This is a genomic window from Streptomyces melanogenes, from assembly GCF_014649795.1.
Lineage (GTDB): Bacteria > Actinomycetota > Actinomycetes > Streptomycetales > Streptomycetaceae > Streptomyces > Streptomyces noboritoensis.
On the sequence record NZ_BMTS01000002.1, the window covers coordinates 640,581 to 659,085 of the forward strand.

General features: G+C 71.9%; 17 protein-coding genes. 12 read left to right on the forward strand and 5 right to left on the reverse strand.

Annotation, left to right across the window (positions count from 1 at the left end):
• Window positions 1-81: 81 nt before the first annotated feature.
• Window positions 82-1,227: a DegT/DnrJ/EryC1/StrS family aminotransferase gene (locus tag IE252_RS06790; protein WP_190088441.1), complete on the reverse strand. Its 1,146-nt coding sequence runs from the start codon at window positions 1,225-1,227 to the stop codon at window positions 82-84.
• A gap of 169 nt (window positions 1,228-1,396) precedes the next feature.
• Window positions 1,397-2,269: an RNA polymerase sigma factor SigF gene (locus IE252_RS06795; RefSeq protein WP_190088344.1), complete on the reverse strand. Its 873-nt coding sequence runs from the start codon at window positions 2,267-2,269 to the stop codon at window positions 1,397-1,399.
• A gap of 366 nt (window positions 2,270-2,635) precedes the next feature.
• On the opposite strand from IE252_RS06795, the gene IE252_RS06800 reads away from it, so the two are divergent.
• The 6 genes from IE252_RS06800 to IE252_RS06825 all read left to right on the forward strand — a co-directional run bounded on the left by IE252_RS06800 (window position 2,636) and on the right by IE252_RS06825 (window position 7,928).
• The gene (locus tag IE252_RS06800; RefSeq protein ID WP_190088345.1) at window positions 2,636-3,004 is read left to right on the forward strand and encodes an STAS domain-containing protein; all 369 of its coding nucleotides are present in this window, start codon (window positions 2,636-2,638) and stop codon (window positions 3,002-3,004) included.
• A gap of 80 nt (window positions 3,005-3,084) precedes the next feature.
• Window positions 3,085-3,555: an ATP-binding protein gene (locus IE252_RS06805; protein ID WP_190088346.1), complete on the forward strand. Its 471-nt coding sequence runs from the start codon at window positions 3,085-3,087 to the stop codon at window positions 3,553-3,555.
• 175 nt (window positions 3,556-3,730) lie between these two features.
• The gene (locus IE252_RS06810; protein ID WP_190088347.1) at window positions 3,731-4,381 is read left to right on the forward strand and encodes a peptidase; all 651 of its coding nucleotides are present in this window, start codon (window positions 3,731-3,733) and stop codon (window positions 4,379-4,381) included.
• 111 nt (window positions 4,382-4,492) lie between these two features.
• Window positions 4,493-5,425: a COG1470 family protein gene (locus tag IE252_RS06815; RefSeq protein WP_190088348.1), complete on the forward strand. Its 933-nt coding sequence runs from the start codon at window positions 4,493-4,495 to the stop codon at window positions 5,423-5,425.
• Window positions 5,426-5,469: 44 nt separating this feature from the next.
• Entirely contained in the window at window positions 5,470-6,498 is a 1,029-nt protein-coding gene (locus tag IE252_RS06820; protein ID WP_229848065.1) for a hypothetical protein, read from the forward strand.
• A gap of 14 nt (window positions 6,499-6,512) precedes the next feature.
• Complete coding sequence (locus IE252_RS06825) at window positions 6,513-7,928, forward strand: hypothetical protein (protein WP_190088442.1); 1,416 nt, start codon at window positions 6,513-6,515, stop codon at window positions 7,926-7,928.
• Between the two features lie 79 nt (window positions 7,929-8,007).
• Here the strand turns inward: IE252_RS06825 and IE252_RS06830 are convergent, their stop codons facing one another.
• Window positions 8,008-9,540: a peptide MFS transporter gene (locus IE252_RS06830; protein ID WP_190088350.1), complete on the reverse strand. Its 1,533-nt coding sequence runs from the start codon at window positions 9,538-9,540 to the stop codon at window positions 8,008-8,010.
• 580 nt (window positions 9,541-10,120) lie between these two features.
• Between IE252_RS06830 and IE252_RS06835 the strand changes: the two genes are divergently transcribed.
• Window positions 10,121-10,798, forward strand: a complete 678-nt coding sequence (locus IE252_RS06835; protein ID WP_100574199.1) for a response regulator transcription factor — start codon at window positions 10,121-10,123, stop codon at window positions 10,796-10,798.
• A gap of 38 nt (window positions 10,799-10,836) precedes the next feature.
• The gene (locus IE252_RS06840) at window positions 10,837-12,099 is read left to right on the forward strand and encodes a sensor histidine kinase (protein WP_190088351.1); all 1,263 of its coding nucleotides are present in this window, start codon (window positions 10,837-10,839) and stop codon (window positions 12,097-12,099) included.
• A gap of 36 nt (window positions 12,100-12,135) precedes the next feature.
• Here the strand turns inward: IE252_RS06840 and IE252_RS06845 are convergent, their stop codons facing one another.
• Window positions 12,136-12,651: a GtrA family protein gene (locus IE252_RS06845; RefSeq protein WP_190088352.1), complete on the reverse strand. Its 516-nt coding sequence runs from the start codon at window positions 12,649-12,651 to the stop codon at window positions 12,136-12,138.
• A gap of 173 nt (window positions 12,652-12,824) precedes the next feature.
• Between IE252_RS06845 and IE252_RS06850 the strand changes: the two genes are divergently transcribed.
• From IE252_RS06850 to IE252_RS06865, 4 genes are all read left to right on the forward strand, one after another.
• Complete coding sequence (locus IE252_RS06850) at window positions 12,825-13,964, forward strand: 5-(carboxyamino)imidazole ribonucleotide synthase (RefSeq protein ID WP_190088353.1); 1,140 nt, start codon at window positions 12,825-12,827, stop codon at window positions 13,962-13,964.
• Window positions 13,961-14,491, forward strand: a complete 531-nt coding sequence (gene purE, locus IE252_RS06855; protein WP_190088354.1) for a 5-(carboxyamino)imidazole ribonucleotide mutase — start codon at window positions 13,961-13,963, stop codon at window positions 14,489-14,491. The genes IE252_RS06850 and purE overlap by 4 nt, the downstream gene beginning before the upstream one ends.
• A 5-nt stretch (window positions 14,492-14,496) precedes the next feature.
• Window positions 14,497-15,681, forward strand: coding sequence for a dipeptidase (locus IE252_RS06860; RefSeq protein ID WP_190088443.1), 1,185 nt, complete (start codon window positions 14,497-14,499; stop codon window positions 15,679-15,681).
• 298 nt (window positions 15,682-15,979) lie between these two features.
• Window positions 15,980-17,122: a dipeptidase gene (locus IE252_RS06865; protein ID WP_190088355.1), complete on the forward strand. Its 1,143-nt coding sequence runs from the start codon at window positions 15,980-15,982 to the stop codon at window positions 17,120-17,122.
• A 7-nt stretch (window positions 17,123-17,129) separates the two neighbouring features.
• Here IE252_RS06865 and IE252_RS06870 read toward each other — a convergent pair whose 3' ends face one another.
• Complete coding sequence (locus IE252_RS06870; protein ID WP_190088356.1) at window positions 17,130-18,455, reverse strand: UDP-glucose dehydrogenase family protein; 1,326 nt, start codon at window positions 18,453-18,455, stop codon at window positions 17,130-17,132.
• Window positions 18,456-18,505 lie beyond the last annotated feature (50 nt).

Genomic DNA, 18,505 nt, shown 5'->3' on the forward strand with positions numbered 1-18,505 from the left:
CCGCCGGACTCGGCCCCGATCTGCCCCGCGGCCACCGGCTCCCCGCCCCCGTCGACGGCCCGGCGCGCGTCGGAGGTGGTGTCAGACACCGGCGGGCCCGCCTCTCGCGGGCCGGGCCCCCGACTCCTGGAGGACCCGCAGCGACAGCTCGGCCTTGAGCGGGTCGACGGGCAGGGCGTGCCGCGCGAACCAGCGCCCGGCCGCGGGGGCGGGCGAGGGGTCGGCGAAGGCGGCGCCCGCGTAGTCGTCGAGCGGCGGGTCGTAGAGGTAGCCGACGTTCACCCGCGCCTCGGCGAGCGCCGCCCGGGCCGCGTCCCGGTCCTCGACCAGCAGCGGCACCCGGAACAGCGGCTGTACGGGACCGGGCCCCGGCCGCGCCCACTCGCTGGCCAGCAGCCGCTCGGCCCCGGCCCGGTGCCGGGCGAGCACCGCGTCCAGGCGGCCCAGCTTCCGTTCGATCCGGGCGCGTCTGAGGCCGCCCGCGCCGGTGCGGTAGTCGTGCATGTCCACCCGTACCCAGGAGTGGAAGTCGCCCAGGGAGGGCGCGGCCGCCACGGCCCGGCCCAGCTCGTCGGGTCTGAGCGGCATCCGGATGTCCTCGCGCTCCTGGCGGCCGAGCATCCGCAGCACCGCCCAGGCGGCGGGCGCGAGCCGCAGGCCTCGGACCGCCGCCTCCGCGTACGGCCGGGCCCAGTAGGCGAGTTCGGCCGTGCGCCGGGGCGGGTCGAGGAGTTCGTCGCGGGCCTTGGCCAGGGCCTCGCGCAGACCCGGGTCGGCGACCGCGAGGAAGCCGCCCGCCTTGGCGGCGGTGTGCTTGGAGAGGGAGAAGACGGCCGCGTCGCCGAAGGTGCCGACCGCCCGCCCCGCCACCTCGCTCCCGATGGCGTGCGCCGCGTCCTCGATCAGCGGGATGCCCAACCGGTCGCACCGGGCGCGCAGTTCGGGCGCCGGGTCCGGGTTCCCGTACAGATTGGTGGTGAGGACCGCCGACAGGCCGGACCAGGTCTCCTCGGGCACGGCGGCGACGTCGATCGAGCCGTCGAGCGGGTCGAGGGGCGCCTGCACGGGCCGCAGCCCGGCCGCGAGCACCACGAAGAAGATGACGTCGTCGTTGACCGGCGACATCAGGACCCGGCCGCCGGGCGCGCACCAGTGCCGCAGCGCCACGTACAGCGCGAGCCGGCAGGACGGCAGGTACAGGCACTCGCGCCCCAGCCGGTCCCGCATGGTCGCTTCGAGCGTCGAGCACGACGTGGTCTCGTACGGCATGAGTCCCCCCAGACCCCCCGGCTTGCCCCGCGCTCAATGTGACCCACGCCGCACTGTTCGTCAACAACGCCGAGGGCCCGTCCCCATAAGGAACGGGCCCTCGCACAGGCGTGCCTCACCGCGCGCTTCACTCTTCGAGCGTCAGCCCCTTGCGCAGCCGCGACAGGGTGCGCGCGAGCAGGCGGGAGACGTGCATCTGGGAGATGCCCAGCTCCTCGCCGATCTCGGACTGCGTCATGTTGGCGACGAAGCGCAGCGACAGGATCTTCCGGTCCCGGGGCGGGAGTTCGGCGATCAGCGGCTTGAGCGACTCGATGTACTCGACGCCTTCGAGGTCGTGGTCCTCGTAGCCGATCCGGTCCGAGAGCGCGCCCTCGGTGTCGTCCTCCTCGGGCTGGGCGTCCAGCGAGCTCGCGGTGTACGCGTTGCTCGCGGCCATCCCCTCGACGACCTCGTCCTTGGTGATGCCCAGGCGCTCGGCGAGCTCGCCCACCGTCGGTGCGCGGTCGAGTTGCTGGGCGAGTTCGTCGCCCGCCTTGGCCAGGTCGAGGCGGAGCTCCTGGAGGCGCCGGGGCACCCGGACCGACCAGGAGGTGTCGCGGAAGAAGCGCTTGATCTCGCCGACGATGGTCGGCATGGCGAAGGTCGGGAACTCCACGCCTCTGTCGTGCTCGAACCGGTCGATCGCCTTGATCAGGCCGATGGTGCCGACCTGGATGATGTCCTCCATCGGCTCGCTGCGCGAGCGGAAGCGGGAGGCGGCGAACTTGACCAGCGCCAGGTTCAGTTCGACGAGCGTGTTGCGTACGTAGGAGTACGCGTGGGTGCCCTCTTCGAGGGAGTCGAGCCGGGCGAAGAGCGTCTTCGACAGGGCCCGCGCGTCCAGCGGCGCGATGTCTTCGTAGGGAGGGATCTCCGGGAGATCGTCGAGTCCCTCGATCGGAGTGTGCGGTACGTGCGTTGCCGACGTCTCCATGGATTCGTCGAGCCGGGGTGACATGGGGTCTCCTCCATCGTTCTCGGCATATGGCTGCCGATGCCCATACGTGGCGAATCGGTGTGCGGCGCCTCCATGGCCGGTCGCGGTGAAAATCTGTCTCTACTACCCCTACCCGCTTTCGTCGTACCGCCGCAAGGTCGCATTGTCCGTATATGCCCGGTTCGGGGCGGTGTTCGACTTCCGGGGCGCGTAGGGAAGGCGTAGTGTTCTCGGGGAGTCCGCGTGTACGGAGCCGTGTTCGGTGACGTATGCGGAGAGGTGCGTCACTTGTGACGGGGAGCACAGTTTCCGCACTGAAACGGACGCGAACCACTGCCGCACCGGTCACGGTGCGGCACGGCGACATCACGGCGAAGAGGGACGGGCATGGACCGCGGCACGGTCGGCAGCGCGAATCGGGGCCGGCTCAAGGTCGGCGTCCGCTCGCACGGCCGCAGCGAGATCTTCACGCCTGTCGGCGAGCTGGACCACCACACGGCCGACCTCCTCAGCGAACCGCTGGAGGCCGCGGTCGAGGCGGGCCGCAGCAGGCTCGTCGTCGACTGCGCCCAGCTGGAGTTCTGCGACTCCACCGGGCTGAACGTGCTGCTGGGCGCCCGGCTGAAGGCCGAGGCGGTCGGCGGCGGGGTCCATCTGGCGGGCATGCTCCCCGTGGTGGCCCGCGTCTTCGAGATCACCGGAGCGGAAGCGGTCTTCACCGTGCATGATTCGCTCGAAGCCGCACTGGAAGACTGACCCCGCTCCGGCGGGGCAGGAGACCAGACTCAAGACGTTGGCGAACCAGGCGTTCGGTGAATCGGTGAGGTGAAGCGCTGATGAGCACCACCCGGCAGCATCAGCCGGGCGACCGCGGCCCCGAGCCGGACGGAGCTCCGGCCGCGGCCTCGCGCGTCCTCGCCCTGTACGGAGCCAGTGGGATCGTGCCGCTGGCGCGCGACTTCACCCGGCAGGCCCTGCACGAGTGGGGCTGGCTCCCGGCCGCCACCGCCGACCGGCGCGCGGCCGCCGAGGACGTCCTGCTCGTGGTCTCCGAGCTGGTCACCAACGCCTGTCTGCATGCCGAGGGCCCCGAGCAGCTCCGTGTCGCCTGCACCTCCAAGGTGCTGCGCCTGGAGGTCACCGACCGCGGCTCCGGCCAGCCAGCGCCCCGCACCCCGCACCGCGCCGGACGGCCCGGCGGCCACGGCATGTTCATCGTCCAGCGGCTCTGTCTGGACTGGGGCGTCGTCCGTACGCCCGGAGTGCCCGGCAAGACGGTCTGGGCGGAGCTCGCCGCGCCCGCGTAGGGCGCCCCCGCACCCGTCGGACGGTCGCCCAGGGCACTCGTGTCACTCGCGTCCGTCATCCCTTGCGTTGTGTGTCTTCCCTCTCCAAGGTCCCCGGCGTACCTTGACGCCCAATCTGATGTGCCGTCAGTAACTTGAACGGCCTCGGGAACGAGGGAAATTCGAGGTGTCGTACGTGTCGTACCAGAAGCGGACAGCACTCGCCCTTGCGGCTGCCCTTGCGGGCCCGGTGGTGCTGATGGCCGCCCCGGCCGCCCACGCCGACGTCGTGGACGTCAACTACAAGTGCGAGACGCCGATCGGCCCGAAGGCCGCGGTGTCGCCCATCGACATCAAGGCCGTCAAGAGCGGCACCGCCTACAAGCTGACCATGTCGTTCCAGAAGGGCGTCTCCTCCAGCCCGGTGGCGCTGGGCGCCGGGGCGATGAACCCGAGCGCGGTCATCAAGCTGGGCGGCCCGGACAAGGGCACGGTGGCGGTGTCCGGAGCGGCCAACACGGCCGAGATCCCGGCCAACACCCCGATCAAGATCAGCGACTTGAGCGGTACGTACACCCCCAGGGCGTCCGGCAAGGTCACCTTCACCGCCTCGATCCTCACCATCAAGGCGCTGGGCACCACCACGACCTGCACCCCGGGCAACAGCCCCGGCCCCTCCCTCGCGCTCGACGTCACCGGCACCGGCGGATCGGCGCCCGAGTCGCTGCCCAAGACCGGCCCGCTCGACTCGGCCGTGGCCCTCGGCACGCTCGGCGGCACGGTCCTGCTCAGCGGCGCGGCCGGGGTGCTGTGGCTGACCAGGCGCGGCGCCCGGGCGCACGGCTGACCGGGGCACGGGGGCGCGGGGCGCGCTCCCAGCCGTAAGTCGCGTCAGGCCGTAAGCCGCACACCGCAAGCCGCACGTCGTCACGCCGCACCGCCCGACGGGGAGCCGCCGATGCCGCCACGACCGATCCGCCTGGCCGTGCTCGCCGCGGCCCTGGCCCTGACCGCCCTGTCCGCCCCCGCCGCGCACGCCGCCGACGGGGAGTGGACCGCCGCGCCCGCGTCCGGCGGGGGTTCGCGGCCGAGCGGCGACGGCAGACCGTACTTCTATCTGGAGGGCGCGCCCGGCTCCGTCCTGGAGGACCGGCTCTCGCTCACCAACCCCACCGCGCGCCCGCTGACCCTGCGACTGCGCGGGGCCGCCGCGTACAACACCGCCACCGGCGCCTTCGCGGTGCGCCCCGGCGCCGATCCGTGGCTGGCGCTCGCCTCGGCCGAGGTGCGGATCCCGCCGGGCACCCGGGCCGACGTGCCGTTCGCGGTCACCGTCCCGGCGGGCGCCGCGCCCGGCGACCACCCGGCGGCGCTCGTCGCGTCCGGCGGCGGCCGGGAGGTGGGGGTACGGGTCCAGGTGCGGGTCGCGGGCCCGATCCTTCCCGCGCTCACGGTCGAGGACGTACGGGTCGACAAGGGCCGCTCTTTGATCCGGTACGCCCTGGTCAACCGGGGCAACACCACGCTCGCCCCGAGCCTGGCGGTGTACGCCGACGGGCTCTTCGGGCAGCCGCTGCGGCGCCCGGCCCGGCCGCTGCCGGTGGAGCTGCTGCCCGGTCAGCGCGTCGAGCTCACCGAGCCCTGGCGGAGCCCGCCCGCCCTCGACCGCGTCGAGGTGCGGCTGACGGCGACGGCGGCCGGGGCCGCCCGGAGCGAGGCGACGGCCTCGGCGTTGTTCGTGCCGTGGGGCCCGGTGGCGGGCACGGGGTGCGTGGCGGCGGGGGCGGGCGCGGCGCTGTGGATACGGAGGCGGCGGCGCCGGGCGGACCCGGGCGGCCCCGAAGTCGCCGAGCCCGTAAGCGAGTGGGAGATGACGGGAGCAGCATCGTGAAGCCGCGGACGAGAGGGGCGGCGCTGGTCGCGGCCGTCCTGCTGATGCTCCTGGCGGCGTGGGCGCCGCCCGCGGCCGCCGACGACCCGAAGCCCGTGGTGACGCTCTCCAAACCGGAGGCGGCCAAGGGGACCGAGATCACCGCCAATGGCACCGGCTGGCGGCCCGGCACGCTTCTGATGCTGCTGGTCTGCGGTCAGTCCAGCCCCGGCCAGGGCGTGATCGGCGGCACCAACTCCTGCGCCAACGCCGACGGGCGCGCGGTGACCACCGACGCCAAGGGCGCCTTCAGCAAGCCGCTGCCGGTGGCCGCACCGCCCAAGCCCTGCCCCTGTGTGGTGCACGTAGCCACGGTGACCGGTGAACAGGCCGTGGTGGACGCCGAGTTGAAGATCACCGGCCATCCGGTGGCGCCGCTGCCCGAGCAGTCCGGCACCGGGCGCCTGAGCGTCCTGACCGCGCCCCGGCTCGACGGGAGCAGCGGGATCCTCACCTGGTTCGGGGCGCCGCCCTCGCGCACGCTCGTCGTCACCGTCGGCAACCTCGGCTCGGCCCCGGTCAAGGACCCGGTCTTCCAGGTGGGCACCTCGCACGGCGTGTTCGCGCCGCAGTGGGAGGACCGGCAGTGGAAGGGCACGGTCGCGCCCGGCGGCAAGGCCGAGGTCAGGCTGGGCTTCGAGCTGTCGGCGGGCGCGCACGGCGACTACCAGGTCTCCGTGAAGTACGGGCAGAAGGTCCTCGCCACCCAGCCGTGGGGGGTGGGCCGCCCGTGGGGCGTCACGCTCTTCTGGATCCTGCTGTGCCTGGTCGTCCCGGCTGCGGTGTTCCGCATCGGCATGGCGGTGGTGGACAAGGTCCGCCCGAGCGGGGCGGGGCACGCACGGCGGGGGCGCGGGGGCCGGCCCCGTTGGCCCGTGCGCGGGCCCGCCGCCGAACCCGCCCCGCCGTCGGCGGCGAACGGCACCACGGCCACGGCGGCCACCACGACGACCACGGCCCTGCCGTGGTTCACCCCCGACTCCGCACCGACCGAGAACCGTCCGAACACCCCCACGACGAAGGGAAATCCGTGACCACGCAACGGAGGATGAGCGCGGCCGGAGTCGCGCTGATGCTCGGCGGCGCGGGAATCATTCTGGCCGCCGGGCCCGCCCGGGCGGCAGAGGTCTCGTACGCCACCGAGTGCATCCCGCCACCCATCTCCGGCCTGCCGCCCGTCGAGGGCACCACCAAGGTGCAGATCACCGCGCCCGCCGAGGCGAAGGTGGGCGACGAGGTCGAAGTGGTGTGGAAGACCGTCCAGGCCGCGTCCAAGAACCCCGATGTGCTCGACCTGGGGAAGGACACCGTGAAGCCGACCGGCACCGTCAAGGTGGCCGGTGCGCAGAGCGCCGACCTGGCGGTGGAGGGGCCGCGGCAGAACCCGCCGATCCCCAAGAACAGCCCGATGGTCCTGCCCGACATGAAGGCCAGGCTGAAGCTGACCAAGGCGGGCGAGGTCACGCTGACGCCGGACAAGTACACCATCAACGTCAGCAAGCCGATCTCGACCGACACCAAGTGCTCCCCGAAGGAGAAGGTCGGCGCCGGGGCGACGATCAAGGTGACGGACGGCGGGGGGACGTCGGGCGGGACCACCACGTCGGGCGGGACCACCACGTCCGGCGGGACCACCACGTCCGGCGGCACGACCGGGAGCGGTGGGACGACCACGTCCGGTGGGACGACTTCTGGCGGTACGACGACGTCCGGCGGTACCACCGGGAGCGGCGGCACCACCACATCCGGTGGGACGACGGGCGGCACCACGACCACGGGCGGGACCACCGCCGGTGGCACCACCGGGGGCGGCGGCCAGACCGACTTCCCCGGCAAGGAAGTCGCCGTCACCTTCGCCTGCAAGGCCCCCGGCCCGGCCAGCATCAACTCCAAGGTGACGGTCGGCGCCAAGAAGAACGGCGGGAGCTACGACCTCACGGTCAAGACCGCCAAGGGCGTCATGAACAGCCCGGCCCCGCTCCCCGCGGGCGCGCTGAAGCCCTCCATGCAGATCACCGTCGGCGGCGCCGACAAGGGCTCGGTGACGGTGACGGGACCGCCCAACTCCGGCCCCCTGAACACCGGCGACCCGGTCAGCCTCTCCGACATGACCGGCACCTACAAACCGGGCGCGAGCGGCAAGTCGACGCTCAGCCCCGGCACCCTGACGATCGACGTCACCCTGGCCGGCCAGAAGATCACCATCCCCTGCACGGTCAAGGGCACGGCCCCCGTGTCCCTGGAGCTCGACACCACGGCCCAGCAGGGCGGCGCGGCCGGCGGCACCAGCGTCTCCGGCGGCTCCACCGGCGCGAGCGGCAGCAGCTCCGGCGGCCTCGCCCAGACCGGCGCGAACGACCACGGCGCCCTGCGCGCCCTCGGCCTCATCGCCGGGACCGCGGTCCTGCTCGGCGGGGCGGTCTTCACCTTCACCCCCTGGCGACGACTGCGCGGTACGCGCTGAGACAAGGAGCGGTACGGACAAGGGAACGGCCCGGTACGCGCGATGCGTACCGGGCCGTTCCCGTGGAGTGCGGGGTGCGTCAGCGGACGCTGCCCATGTGCTCCTTGACCTTCTTGCGGTACATGAAGACCGCCACACCCGCGAGGGCGGCGAGGGTGGCCTCGATCGCGACGGCGCCGGTGCCGTTGAGGTTGACGCCGAACAGGGCGTCGTTCGAGAGCAGGCCGGTGATGGAGTCACCGGCGGTGACCGCGAGGAACCACACGCCCATCATCTGGCTGGCGTACTTGGCCGGTGCCATCTTCGTCGTCACCGACAGGCCGACCGGCGACAGGCAGAGCTCACCCACGGTCTGGATGAAGTAGATGCCCACCAGCCACATCGGGCTGACCGCGGTGCCGTTCGCCGCCATGCCGAGCGGGATCAGGAAGAAGAAGAACGAGACCCCGATGAGCACCAGGCCCATCGTGAACTTCACGATGCTGCTCGGCTCCTTGCCCTGACGGTTCAGCCACATCCAGATCCAGGCGAAGACCGGCGCCGCCGTCATGACGAACAGCGGGTTCAGCGACTGGTACCAGGAGGTCGGGAAGTCGAAGCCGAGCATTGAGTGGGAGGCCTTGCCCTCACCGAACGCCTGGACGGTGGACGCGCCCTGGTCGTAGATCATCCAGAACACGGCGGCCGCGACGAAGAACCAGATGTAGCCGGTCATCTTCGACTGCTCGGTGGCCGAGAGGTCCTTGTCGCGCTTGATCCGCAGCAGCACGGCGGCCGGGACGACCAGACCGATGATCGTGAGCGGGATCATCGCCCAGTTCAGGGTGAAGTGGCCGGTGAAGCCGACGACCGCGTAGAAGGTGGTGGCGATGGCCACCCAGATGAGGCCCTTGCGCAGCAAGGCCGTGCGCTCCTCGGCCACCAGCGGCTTGGGAACGACGTTGCTCTTTGGGCTCAGGTTGCGGGTGCCCATGAGGAAGGCGGCGAGACCGATGGCCATGCCGACCGCGGCCATGCTGAAGCCGAGGTGCCAGTTGACCTTCTGGCCGACGGTGCCGATGGCCAGCGGCGCGAAGAAGGCACCGGCGTTGATGCCCATGTAGAAGATCGTGAAGCCGCCGTCGCGGCGCGGGTCGTCCGGGCCGTCGTACAGGTGGCCCACCATCGTGGAGATGTTGGCCTTGAGCAGACCGGAACCGGCCGCGACCAGCGCGAGGCCCGCGAAGAACGGGGCCTGACCGCCGGGCAGCGCCAGCGTGATGTGGCCGGCCATGATCGTGACGGCCGCGATGGCCACCGTCTTGCGGGGGCCCCAGACGCGGTCGCCGAGCCAGCCGCCGGGCATGGCGAGCAGGTACACCATCGCCGAGTAGACGGAGACGATGACCGTGGTGGTGGCCACGTCCATGGCCAGACCGCCGCCCATGCTCCCTTCTCCGGCGCCGGGGCCGCCGGAGAGCAGGTAGACGGTCAGCAGTGCCTTCATGCCGTAGTAGGAGAAGCGCTCCCACATCTCGGTCATGAAGAGAGTGGCCAGGCCGCGGGGGTGGCCGAAGAAGGTCTTCTCGGAGCCGGTGGTGCTGGCCGAGTCCTTCGTCAGGCTGGACGCCATGGTCGATCCTTGCTTGCTCGGGACGCGCGCTTCGTGAGCGGTGATCGCGCCCGGTGGGGGGTGGCCGGCACCGGCAGGGGAGCCGCCCCGCCCCTACGCCCGAGGGGATTCGCATCCGTGGTGACGGAGGCGAGAGGACGGACCCACCGGGATCCACGCCCGGGGCGCACCATCGCGCCCGGGGCCCGGCCCATAGGTCATTCACTGTCTTCGGAACCGGAATAAAGAATTCCGGTCCTTGTGCAGAAAAGAGACCCTTGGCGCGCCAAGCAGGCCAAAGGTCCCCGTGTTAGTGCTAAAGGCGTTGAGACACCATACGACACCACACAGCCGCATATGGAAGGACTTGAGAGATGGATCACAGGCGTCGCTGGAACCATCCGCGCACATTCGAAGGTGGTTAACAGGATCGCATCCCAGAGCCGCAGGGGCGGACGACCAAAAGACGATCAAGGAACGGCCGTCGGACGATCAAGAGGCGATCAGGGGACGATCAAGAACGGGCGCGGTCCCCAACCCCGGCCGGTCCCTGACGGGTTCCACGGACAGCCCGTCCCGGTCGCGGACTACCATCACCCCCATGACCCGTGTACTGCTCGCCGAGGACGACGCGTCCATCTCGGAGCCGCTGGCCCGCGCACTGCGTCGGGAGGGTTACGAGGTCGAGGTCCGCGAGGACGGCCCGACCGCCCTCGACGCCGGACTCCAGGGAGGCGCCGACCTGGTCGTGCTCGACCTGGGGCTGCCCGGAATGGACGGTCTGGAGGTGGCCCGCAGGCTCCGCTCCGAGGGCCACACCGTCCCGATCCTGGTGCTGACCGCCCGCGCCGACGAGGTGGACACCGTGGTCGGCCTCGACGCCGGCGCCGACGACTACGTCACCAAGCCGTTCCGGCTCGCCGAGCTGCTGGCCCGGGTGCGGGCCCTGCTGCGGCGCGGCGCCACCGAGCCGGCCCCCCAGCCCGCCACCCACGGCGTGCGGATCGACGTCGAGTCGCACCGCGCCTGGATGGGCGACGAGGAGCTCCAGCTCACCGCCAAGGAGTTCGACCTGCTGCGGGTGCTGGTGCGCGACGCGGGCCGGGTCGTCACCCGCGACCAGCTGATGCGCGAGGTCTGGGACACCACCTGGTGGTCCTCGACCAAGACGCTCGACATGCACATCTCCTGGCTGCGCAAGAAGCTCGGCGACGACGCCGCCAACCCGCGCTACATCGCCACCGTGCGCGGCGTCGGCTTCCGCTTCGAGAAGAGCTAGCCGACGCCCCGCGCCCGTACGTCCTGGGACACTGAGCCATGCGCCGCCGACTGATCAACTCCACGCTCGCCGTGGTGCTCGTGGTGATCGCCGTCTTCGGCGTCTCCCTCGTCATCGTCGAGACCAGGACGATCAGCAGCAGCGCCCAGGAGAGCGTGAACTCCGAGGCGCTGCGGCTGGTGAGCGTCATCGACAGCCGGATGCTCGCGGGCGAGACGGTCGGCGCCCAGTCGCTGGCCGGCGTCGGCCCCGACCGCTACGCCCGCATCGACATCCCCGGCCGCGCCCCCATCGAGCTCGGCACCCGCCCCGGCGGCTCGCTCATCCGCGGCTCCGCCAAGGGCGAGCGCGGCGAGTCCGTCGTGGTCGAGGAGTCCCGCTCCACGGTCACCCGGGAGGTCGGGCGCACCCTGCTGATCATCGGCGCGGTGGCGCTGCTCGCCATCGTCTCCGCGGTGCTCCTCGCCGTACGCCAGGCCAACAAGCTGGCCTCCCCGCTCACCGATCTGGCCGAGACCGCGGAGCGGCTCGGCTCCGGCGACCCGCGCCCGCGCCACAAGCGGTACGGGGTGCACGAGCTGGACCGGGTCGCCGACGTCCTGGACTCCTCCGCCGAGCGGATCGGGCGGATGCTCACCGCCGAGCGCCGGCTCGCCGCCGACGCCTCCCACCAGCTGCGCACCCCGCTCACCGCGCTCTCGATGCGCCTGGAGGAGATCGCGCTCACCGACGACCTGGACACGGTCAAGGAGGAGGCGACGATCGCGCTCACCCAGGTCGAGCGGCTCACCGACGTGGTGGAGCGCCTCCTCACCAACTCCCGCGACCCCCGGATCGGCTCGGCCGTCGTCTTCGACCTCGACGAGGTGGTCAAGCAGCAGCTGGAGGAGTGGCGCCCGGCCTACCGCAGCGCGGGCCGCGCGATCGTCCGCTCCGGCAAGCAGGGGCTGCGGGCGGTGGGCACCCCGGGGGCGGTCGCCCAGGTGCTCGCGGCGCTGATCGAGAACTCGCTGATGCACGGCGGCGGCACGGTCGCGGTGCGCACCCGGGTCACCGGCAACCAGACCGTGGTCGAGGTCACCGACGAGGGGCCCGGCGTACCGTCCGACCTCGGGGCGCGGATCTTCGAGCGGACCATCAGCGGCCGCAACTCCACCGGCATCGGCCTGGCGGTCGCCCGCGACCTGGCGGAGGCGGACGGCGGCCGCCTGGAGATGCTCCAGCAGCAGCCCGCCGTCTTCGCGCTGTTCCTGAGCCGGGTGGCGCGCGGCCCGCGCGAGCCGGAGCAGACGATCAGATGACCGGTTTACGCCCCTGATTCACTGGGCTCGAAGGATTCACGAGCCGGAATTGTTGCGGGCGTACGGCTGCGGGGCGTCGCCGAGAAAGGATTCGGCGGTCTGCACGGCCTCCCGGGCGGGCAGCGCCCGGAACACCCAGGTGCGGTACGACCAGAACCGGAAGACCGTGCCGAGGCCGAGGCCCACCACGTTCTTGGCGACGTTGTCGGCGACCGTCGAGGTGTAGCCGAAGCCGTAGTGCGAGAGCGCCAGCACACCGTTCTCGATCACCAGGCCGATACCGCTGAACAGCAGGAACAGCATCAGCTCCCGGCTGCGCCGACCGCTGTCGGTGTCCCGGTAGGTCCAGTAGCGGTTGCCGACGTAGTTGGTGGCGATGGCGACGGCGGTGGCGATGACGCCGGAGCGCACGACCGCGAGGTGGGCCACGTGCATGCACAGGTTGAAGACGATCGCGTTGACGACGAATCCGATGGCGCCGACGGCACCGAACTTCGCGATCTCCCGGGCGAGCAGCTGCAGCCGCGTACGCAATGCGCCCCGTTCACTCATGGTGATCGCCCAGCCCCGTTCGGTTCGGTGTCGTACTCGCTGTCGGTGTCGACGGTCGTACGCCAACCCGGCCATGCTAACCAGCGCCTCTGGGCATTGCTCGTGGACGCCCGCAAATCCCGGCCACACCCGGCTCCGGCGGGGGCCCCGGGGACGGCGGATACCCTGGGGGTGTGACGTTCCCGGTAGTCGGCATGGTCGGCGGCGGTCAGCTCGCCCGTATGACCCACGAGGCGGGCATCCCCCTCGGCATCAGATTCAAGTTGCTCAGTGACACCCCCCAGGACTCGGCGGCCCAGGTGGTGAGCGATGTCGTCATCGGCGACTATCGCGACCTGGACACGCTGCGTGCCTTCGCGCGCGGCTGTGACGTGATCACGTTCGATCACGAGCACGTGCCCACCGAACACCTGCGGGCCCTGGAAGCGGACGGCATCCCCGTCCGCCCGGGGCCCGACGCGTTGGTGCACGCCCAGGACAAGGGGGTGATGCGCGCCAAGCTCGACGAGATCGGCGCGCCCTGCCCCCGCCACCGGCTGGTGGCGGACCCGGCCGACGTGTCGCGGTTCGCGGCGGAGGGCGAGGGCTACCCCGTCATCCTCAAGACGGTCCGGGGCGGCTACGACGGCAAGGGCGTGTGGTTCGTCCGCTCCGAGTCGGACGCGGCCGACGCCTTCAAGGCGGGCGTGGACGTGCTCGCCGAGGAGAAGGTCGACTTCGTATGGGAGCTCGCGGCCAACGTGGTCCGCTCCCCGCACGGCCAGGCCGTGGCCTACCCGGTCGTCGAGTCGGTGCAGGTCGACGGCGTCTGCGACACCGTGATCGCGCCCGCGCCCGACCTCGCCGAGGAGCTGGCGGGCGAGGCCCAGCAGCTGGCGCTGCGCATCGCGGACGAGCTGGGTGTGGTCGGCCACCTCGCGGTCGAGCTCTTCGAGACCCGCGACGGCCGCATCCTCGTGAACGAGCTCGCCATGCGCCCGCACAACTCCGGCCACTGGACCCAGGACGGCGCGATCACCTCGCAGTTCGCCAACCACGTCCGGGCCGTCCTCGACCTTCCGCTGGGCGACCCGCGCCCGAGGTCGACGTGGACGGTCATGTGCAACGTGCTCGGCGGCGACTACCCGGACATGTACTACGCGTATCTGCACTGCATGGCCCGCGACCCCCAGCTCAAGATCCATATGTACGGCAAGGACGTGAAGCCCGGCCGTAAGGTCGGCCACGTCAACACCTACGGCGACGACCTCGCTGACGTGCGCGAGCGCGCCCGTCACGCGGCCGACTACCTCAGAGGAACGATCACCGAATGAGCAGCGCGTCCCCCGTCATTGGCATCGTCATGGGCTCGGACTCCGACTGGCCGGTCATGGAGGCCGCCGCCCAGGCCCTGCACGAGTTCGAGATCGCGTACGAGGTCGACGTGGTCTCCGCGCACCGGATGCCGCACGAGATGATCGCGTACGGCGAGCAGGCGGCGGACCGCGGCCTGAAGGCGATCATCGCGGGCGCGGGCGGCGCGGCCCATCTGCCCGGCATGCTCGCCTCGGTCACCCCGCTGCCCGTGATCGGCGTCCCGGTGCCGCTGAAGTACCTGGACGGCATGGACTCCCTGCTGTCCATCGTGCAGATGCCGGCCGGGGTGCCGGTGGCGACGGTGTCGGTGGGCGGGGCGCGCAACGCGGGCCTGCTGGCCGCCCGTATCCTGGCCGCCCACGACCCCGAACTCCTCGTGCGCATGCGGGAGTTCCAGCAGGAGCTGAACGACCAGGCGACCGAGAAGGGCAGGCGGCTGCGCGCCAAGGTGGAGTCCTCGGCTTCTTTCGGCTTCGGAAAGTGAGCACGGTGGACCACCTCGCGCGAGCCCGTACGCTGCTGGCCCAGCACCCCGTCGTCGACGGCCACAACGACCTGCCCTGGGCGCTGCGCAAGCAGGTCCGCTACGACCTCGCGCGCCGCGATGTCGGGCAGGACCAGACCGGGCACCTGCACACCGACATCCCCCGGCTGCGGGCGGGCGGGGTCGGCGCGCAGTTCTGGTCGGTGTACGTGCGCACCGACCTGGCGGGCGACGAGGCGGTCAGCGCGACCCTTGAGCAGATCGACTGCGTCGACCAGCTGATCGCGCGCTACCCCGGGGACCTGGCGGCGGCGCTCACGGCGGACGGCATGGAGAAGGCGCGGGCGGCGGGCCGCATCGCGTCGCTCAAGGGCGCCGAGGGCGGTCACTCCATCAACAACTCCCTCGCCACGCTGCGGGCGTTGTACGCGCTGGGCGTCCGCTACATGACGCTGACGCACAACGACAACACCGCGTGGGCGGACTCGGCGACGGACGCGCCGGGGGTCGGGGGGCTTTCCCCGTTCGGCCACGAGGTGGTCCGCGAGATGAACCGGCTCGGCATGCTCGTCGACCTCTCGCACGTGGCGGCGACGACGATGCGGGACGCGGTGTCGACGTCGACCGCGCCGGTGATCTTCTCGCACTCCTCGGCGCGGGCGGTGTGCGACCACCCGCGCAACGTGCCGGACGACGTCCTGGCGCTCCTCCCGTCCAACGGGGGAGTGGCCATGGTGACCTTCGTGCCGAAGTTCATCCTGCCCGCGGCGGTGGAGTGGACGGCGGCGGCGGACGAGAACCTGCGGGTGCACGGGCTGCACGCGCTGGACACCTCGCCCGAGGCGATGGCGCTGCACGCGGCCTTCGAGGCGGCGCATCCTCGGCCGGTCGCGACGGTGGTGACGGTGGCGGACCACCTCGACCACATGCGGGCGGTCGCCGGGATCGACCACGTCGGCATCGGCGGCGACTACGACGGCACGGCGTTCACCCCGTCCGGTCTCGACGACGTCTCCGGCTACCCCAACCTGATCGCCGAGCTCCTCAGCCGCGGCTGGTCGGAGGGGGACGTGGCGAAGCTGACGTGGGGGAACGCGGTGCGGGTGCTGCGGGATGCGGAGGCTGTGGGGCGGGAGGAGAGGTCCCGCCGGGGCCCGTCGAACGCGACGCGGGAGTCCCTGGACGGTTAGACCCCCCACCCCGCTTTTTCTCTAAACCCTCCGGGGGATTCGCGTTCGTCTGCGGGCCGTCCCCAACTGGTCGCGCAGTTCCCCGCGCCCCTTAGATGCCGCTGACGCGGCAATCCCCTGGGCGCCCCGAAGGGGCGCATTTAGGGGCGCGGGGAACTGCGCGACCAGCCCGCCGCCGGGTCGCAGGTGAAAAGGGGGTTCGGGGACGGGGCCTACCCCGAACGCCCCGTCCGTCGTGACCTCTCGGCGTCGCCGTGTGATCGTGGCCGTACGCCCGATGCCGAACCGGGAGACCGTCATGGCAGATCTGCAGGACGAGGCCGACGTCGCCACCGCCGGGATAGGCGCGCCGGACCGCCCCACCCGGAAACGCGGCTCGCAGGACGAGGTCGTCGCCCCCGGCGACACCCTCGACCCCGACGTGCGCGCCCGCATCCACGCCCTCCTGCGCGCCCACCCCGTCGCCGACGGCTACAACACCCTCGCCCAGGTGCTGGTGAACACCCCGTGGCACGACGTCGAGCTCGGGGAGAGTTCGCTCGACACCGACATCCCGCGGCTGCGGCACGGCGGCGTCGGCGCGCAGTTCTGGTCGCTGATGGTCGCCGCCGACTGCCCGGACCCCGTCAGTGCCACGCTCGAACGCGTCGACCGGCTCCGTACGCTCGTCGACGCCTGCCCGGAGGGGCTGCGGCTGGCGCAGGCCGTAGGGGACCTCGCCGACGCCCGTAACCACGGCCGTATCGCGTCGCTGTTCGGGCCGGTCGCCGCCCACGCGCTCGGCGACTCGCTGGGCACGGTCCGGGCGTACCACGCCCTGGGCGTCCGCGCGGTCGCCCTCACCGCCACCGCGAGCTGGACCCGCGCGGGCCTCACCCGCTTCGGGCAGGAGGTCGTACGGGAGCTCAACCGGCTCGGCATGGTCATCGACCTGTCCGGCGCCGCCCCCGAGACCGTCCGCCAGACCCTCGGGGCCGCCAAGGCCCCGCTGATCTTCACCCGCTCGGCCGCCCGGGCCCTCACCGACCACCCGCTCAACGTCACCGACGAGGTGGTCGGCGGGCTTCCCGAGAACGGGGGAGTGTGTCTGGTGAGTTTCTCCCCGGCTCAGGTCGCGCGGGCTGGGAGGGCCGCCTCTGTGCAGGACGTCGCCGATCACGTCGAGCATCTGCGCGGTGTCCTCGGGCCCGACCACATCGGCCTCTCCGGCGGGTACGGCCTCACCGCGGGCGCCCCGCGCACCGTAGGTCTGGAGGACGCCTCCTGCTACCCCGTACTGCTCGCCGAGCTCATCGGACGCGGCTGGGACGACACCGAGCTCGCCGCGCTGACCTGGGGGAACTTCGCCCGGGTCATCCGCGACGTCGACTTCGCCGCCCGCGCGGCCCAGCCCCGCAGGGGGCCCTCGACCGCCACCATCGAGGACCTGGACCCGGCGTAGGAGCCCGCTAGGCCCTCGGGCGGCCCATCGCCCGGAACGTCCAGCCCGCCTCGCGCCACTTCACCGCGTCCAGCGCGTTCCGACCGTCCAGGACGATCCGGGCCCCGGCCACCTCGCCCAGCGCGGCCGGGTCGAGGTCGCGGAACTCGCGCCACTCGGTGAGGTGGAGCACCACGTCCGCGCCCCGGACCGCGTCCAGCGCGGTGTCCGCGTAACCCAGCGTGGGGAAGAGGCGGCGGGCGTTGTCCATGCCCTTGGGGTCGTAGACGGTGACCTGGCCGCCCTGGAGGTGGATCTGCCCGGCCACGTTCAGGGCGGGCGAGTCGCGTACGTCGTCGGAGTCCGGCTTGAAGGTCGCGCCGAGCACCGCGACCCGCTTGCCGAGGAAGGAGCCGCCGCCGAGCGCCTCCCGCGCCATCTCGACCATCTGGCCGCGGCGGCGCATGTTGATGGAGTCGATCTCGCGCAGGAAGGTGAGCGCCTGGTCGGCGCCGAGCTCACCGGCCCGGGCCATGAACGCGCGGATGTCCTTCGGCAGACAGCCGCCGCCGAAGCCGATCCCGGCCCGCAGGAACTTCTTCCCGATCCGCTCGTCGTGCCCGATGGCCTCGGCCAGCTTCACGACGTCACCGTCGGCGGCCTCGCACACCTCGGCCATGGCGTTGATGAACGAGATCTTGGTGGCCAGGAAGGAGTTCGCCGAGGTCTTCACCAGCTCGGCGGTCGGGAAGTCGGTCACCACGAACGGGGAGCCCTCGCCGACCGGCGTCGCGTACACCTCGCGCAGCAGCTTCTCGGCCCGCTCGCTCTCCACACCGACCACGATCCGGTCGGGGTGCAGGGTGTCGTTCACGGCGAAGCCCTCGCGCAGGAACTCGGGGTTCCAGGCCAGCTGCACGCCCTCCGGCAGCCCCGCCGCGAGCCGGGCCGCGGACCCGACCGGCACGGTCGACTTCCCGACCACCAGCGCGCCCTCGCGCAGATGCGGGGCGAGCGAGGCGAAGGCGGCGTCGACGTACGACATGTCGCAGGCGTACTCGCCGTGCTTCTGCGGGGTGTTCACACAGACGAAGTGCACATCGCCGAAGGCGCCGACCTCCTCCCAGGAGGTGGTGAAGCGCAGCCGCCCGCTGGACCCCTCGATCCCGGCGACATGCCGGCCCAGCAGCTCTTCGAGCCCCGGCTCGTACATCGGCACGCGCCCCTGCGCCAGCATCTCGATCTTCTCGGGGACGACGTCGAGGCCCAGCACCTCGAATCCCAGCTCCGCCATGGCCGCGGCGTGGGTGGCCCCGAGGTATCCGGTGCCGATCACAGTGATCTTGAGGGCCATGCGGTGCTCCTGGGAGGTACGGGCTTGAGGGCGCTGCCCGAGCATAGTCG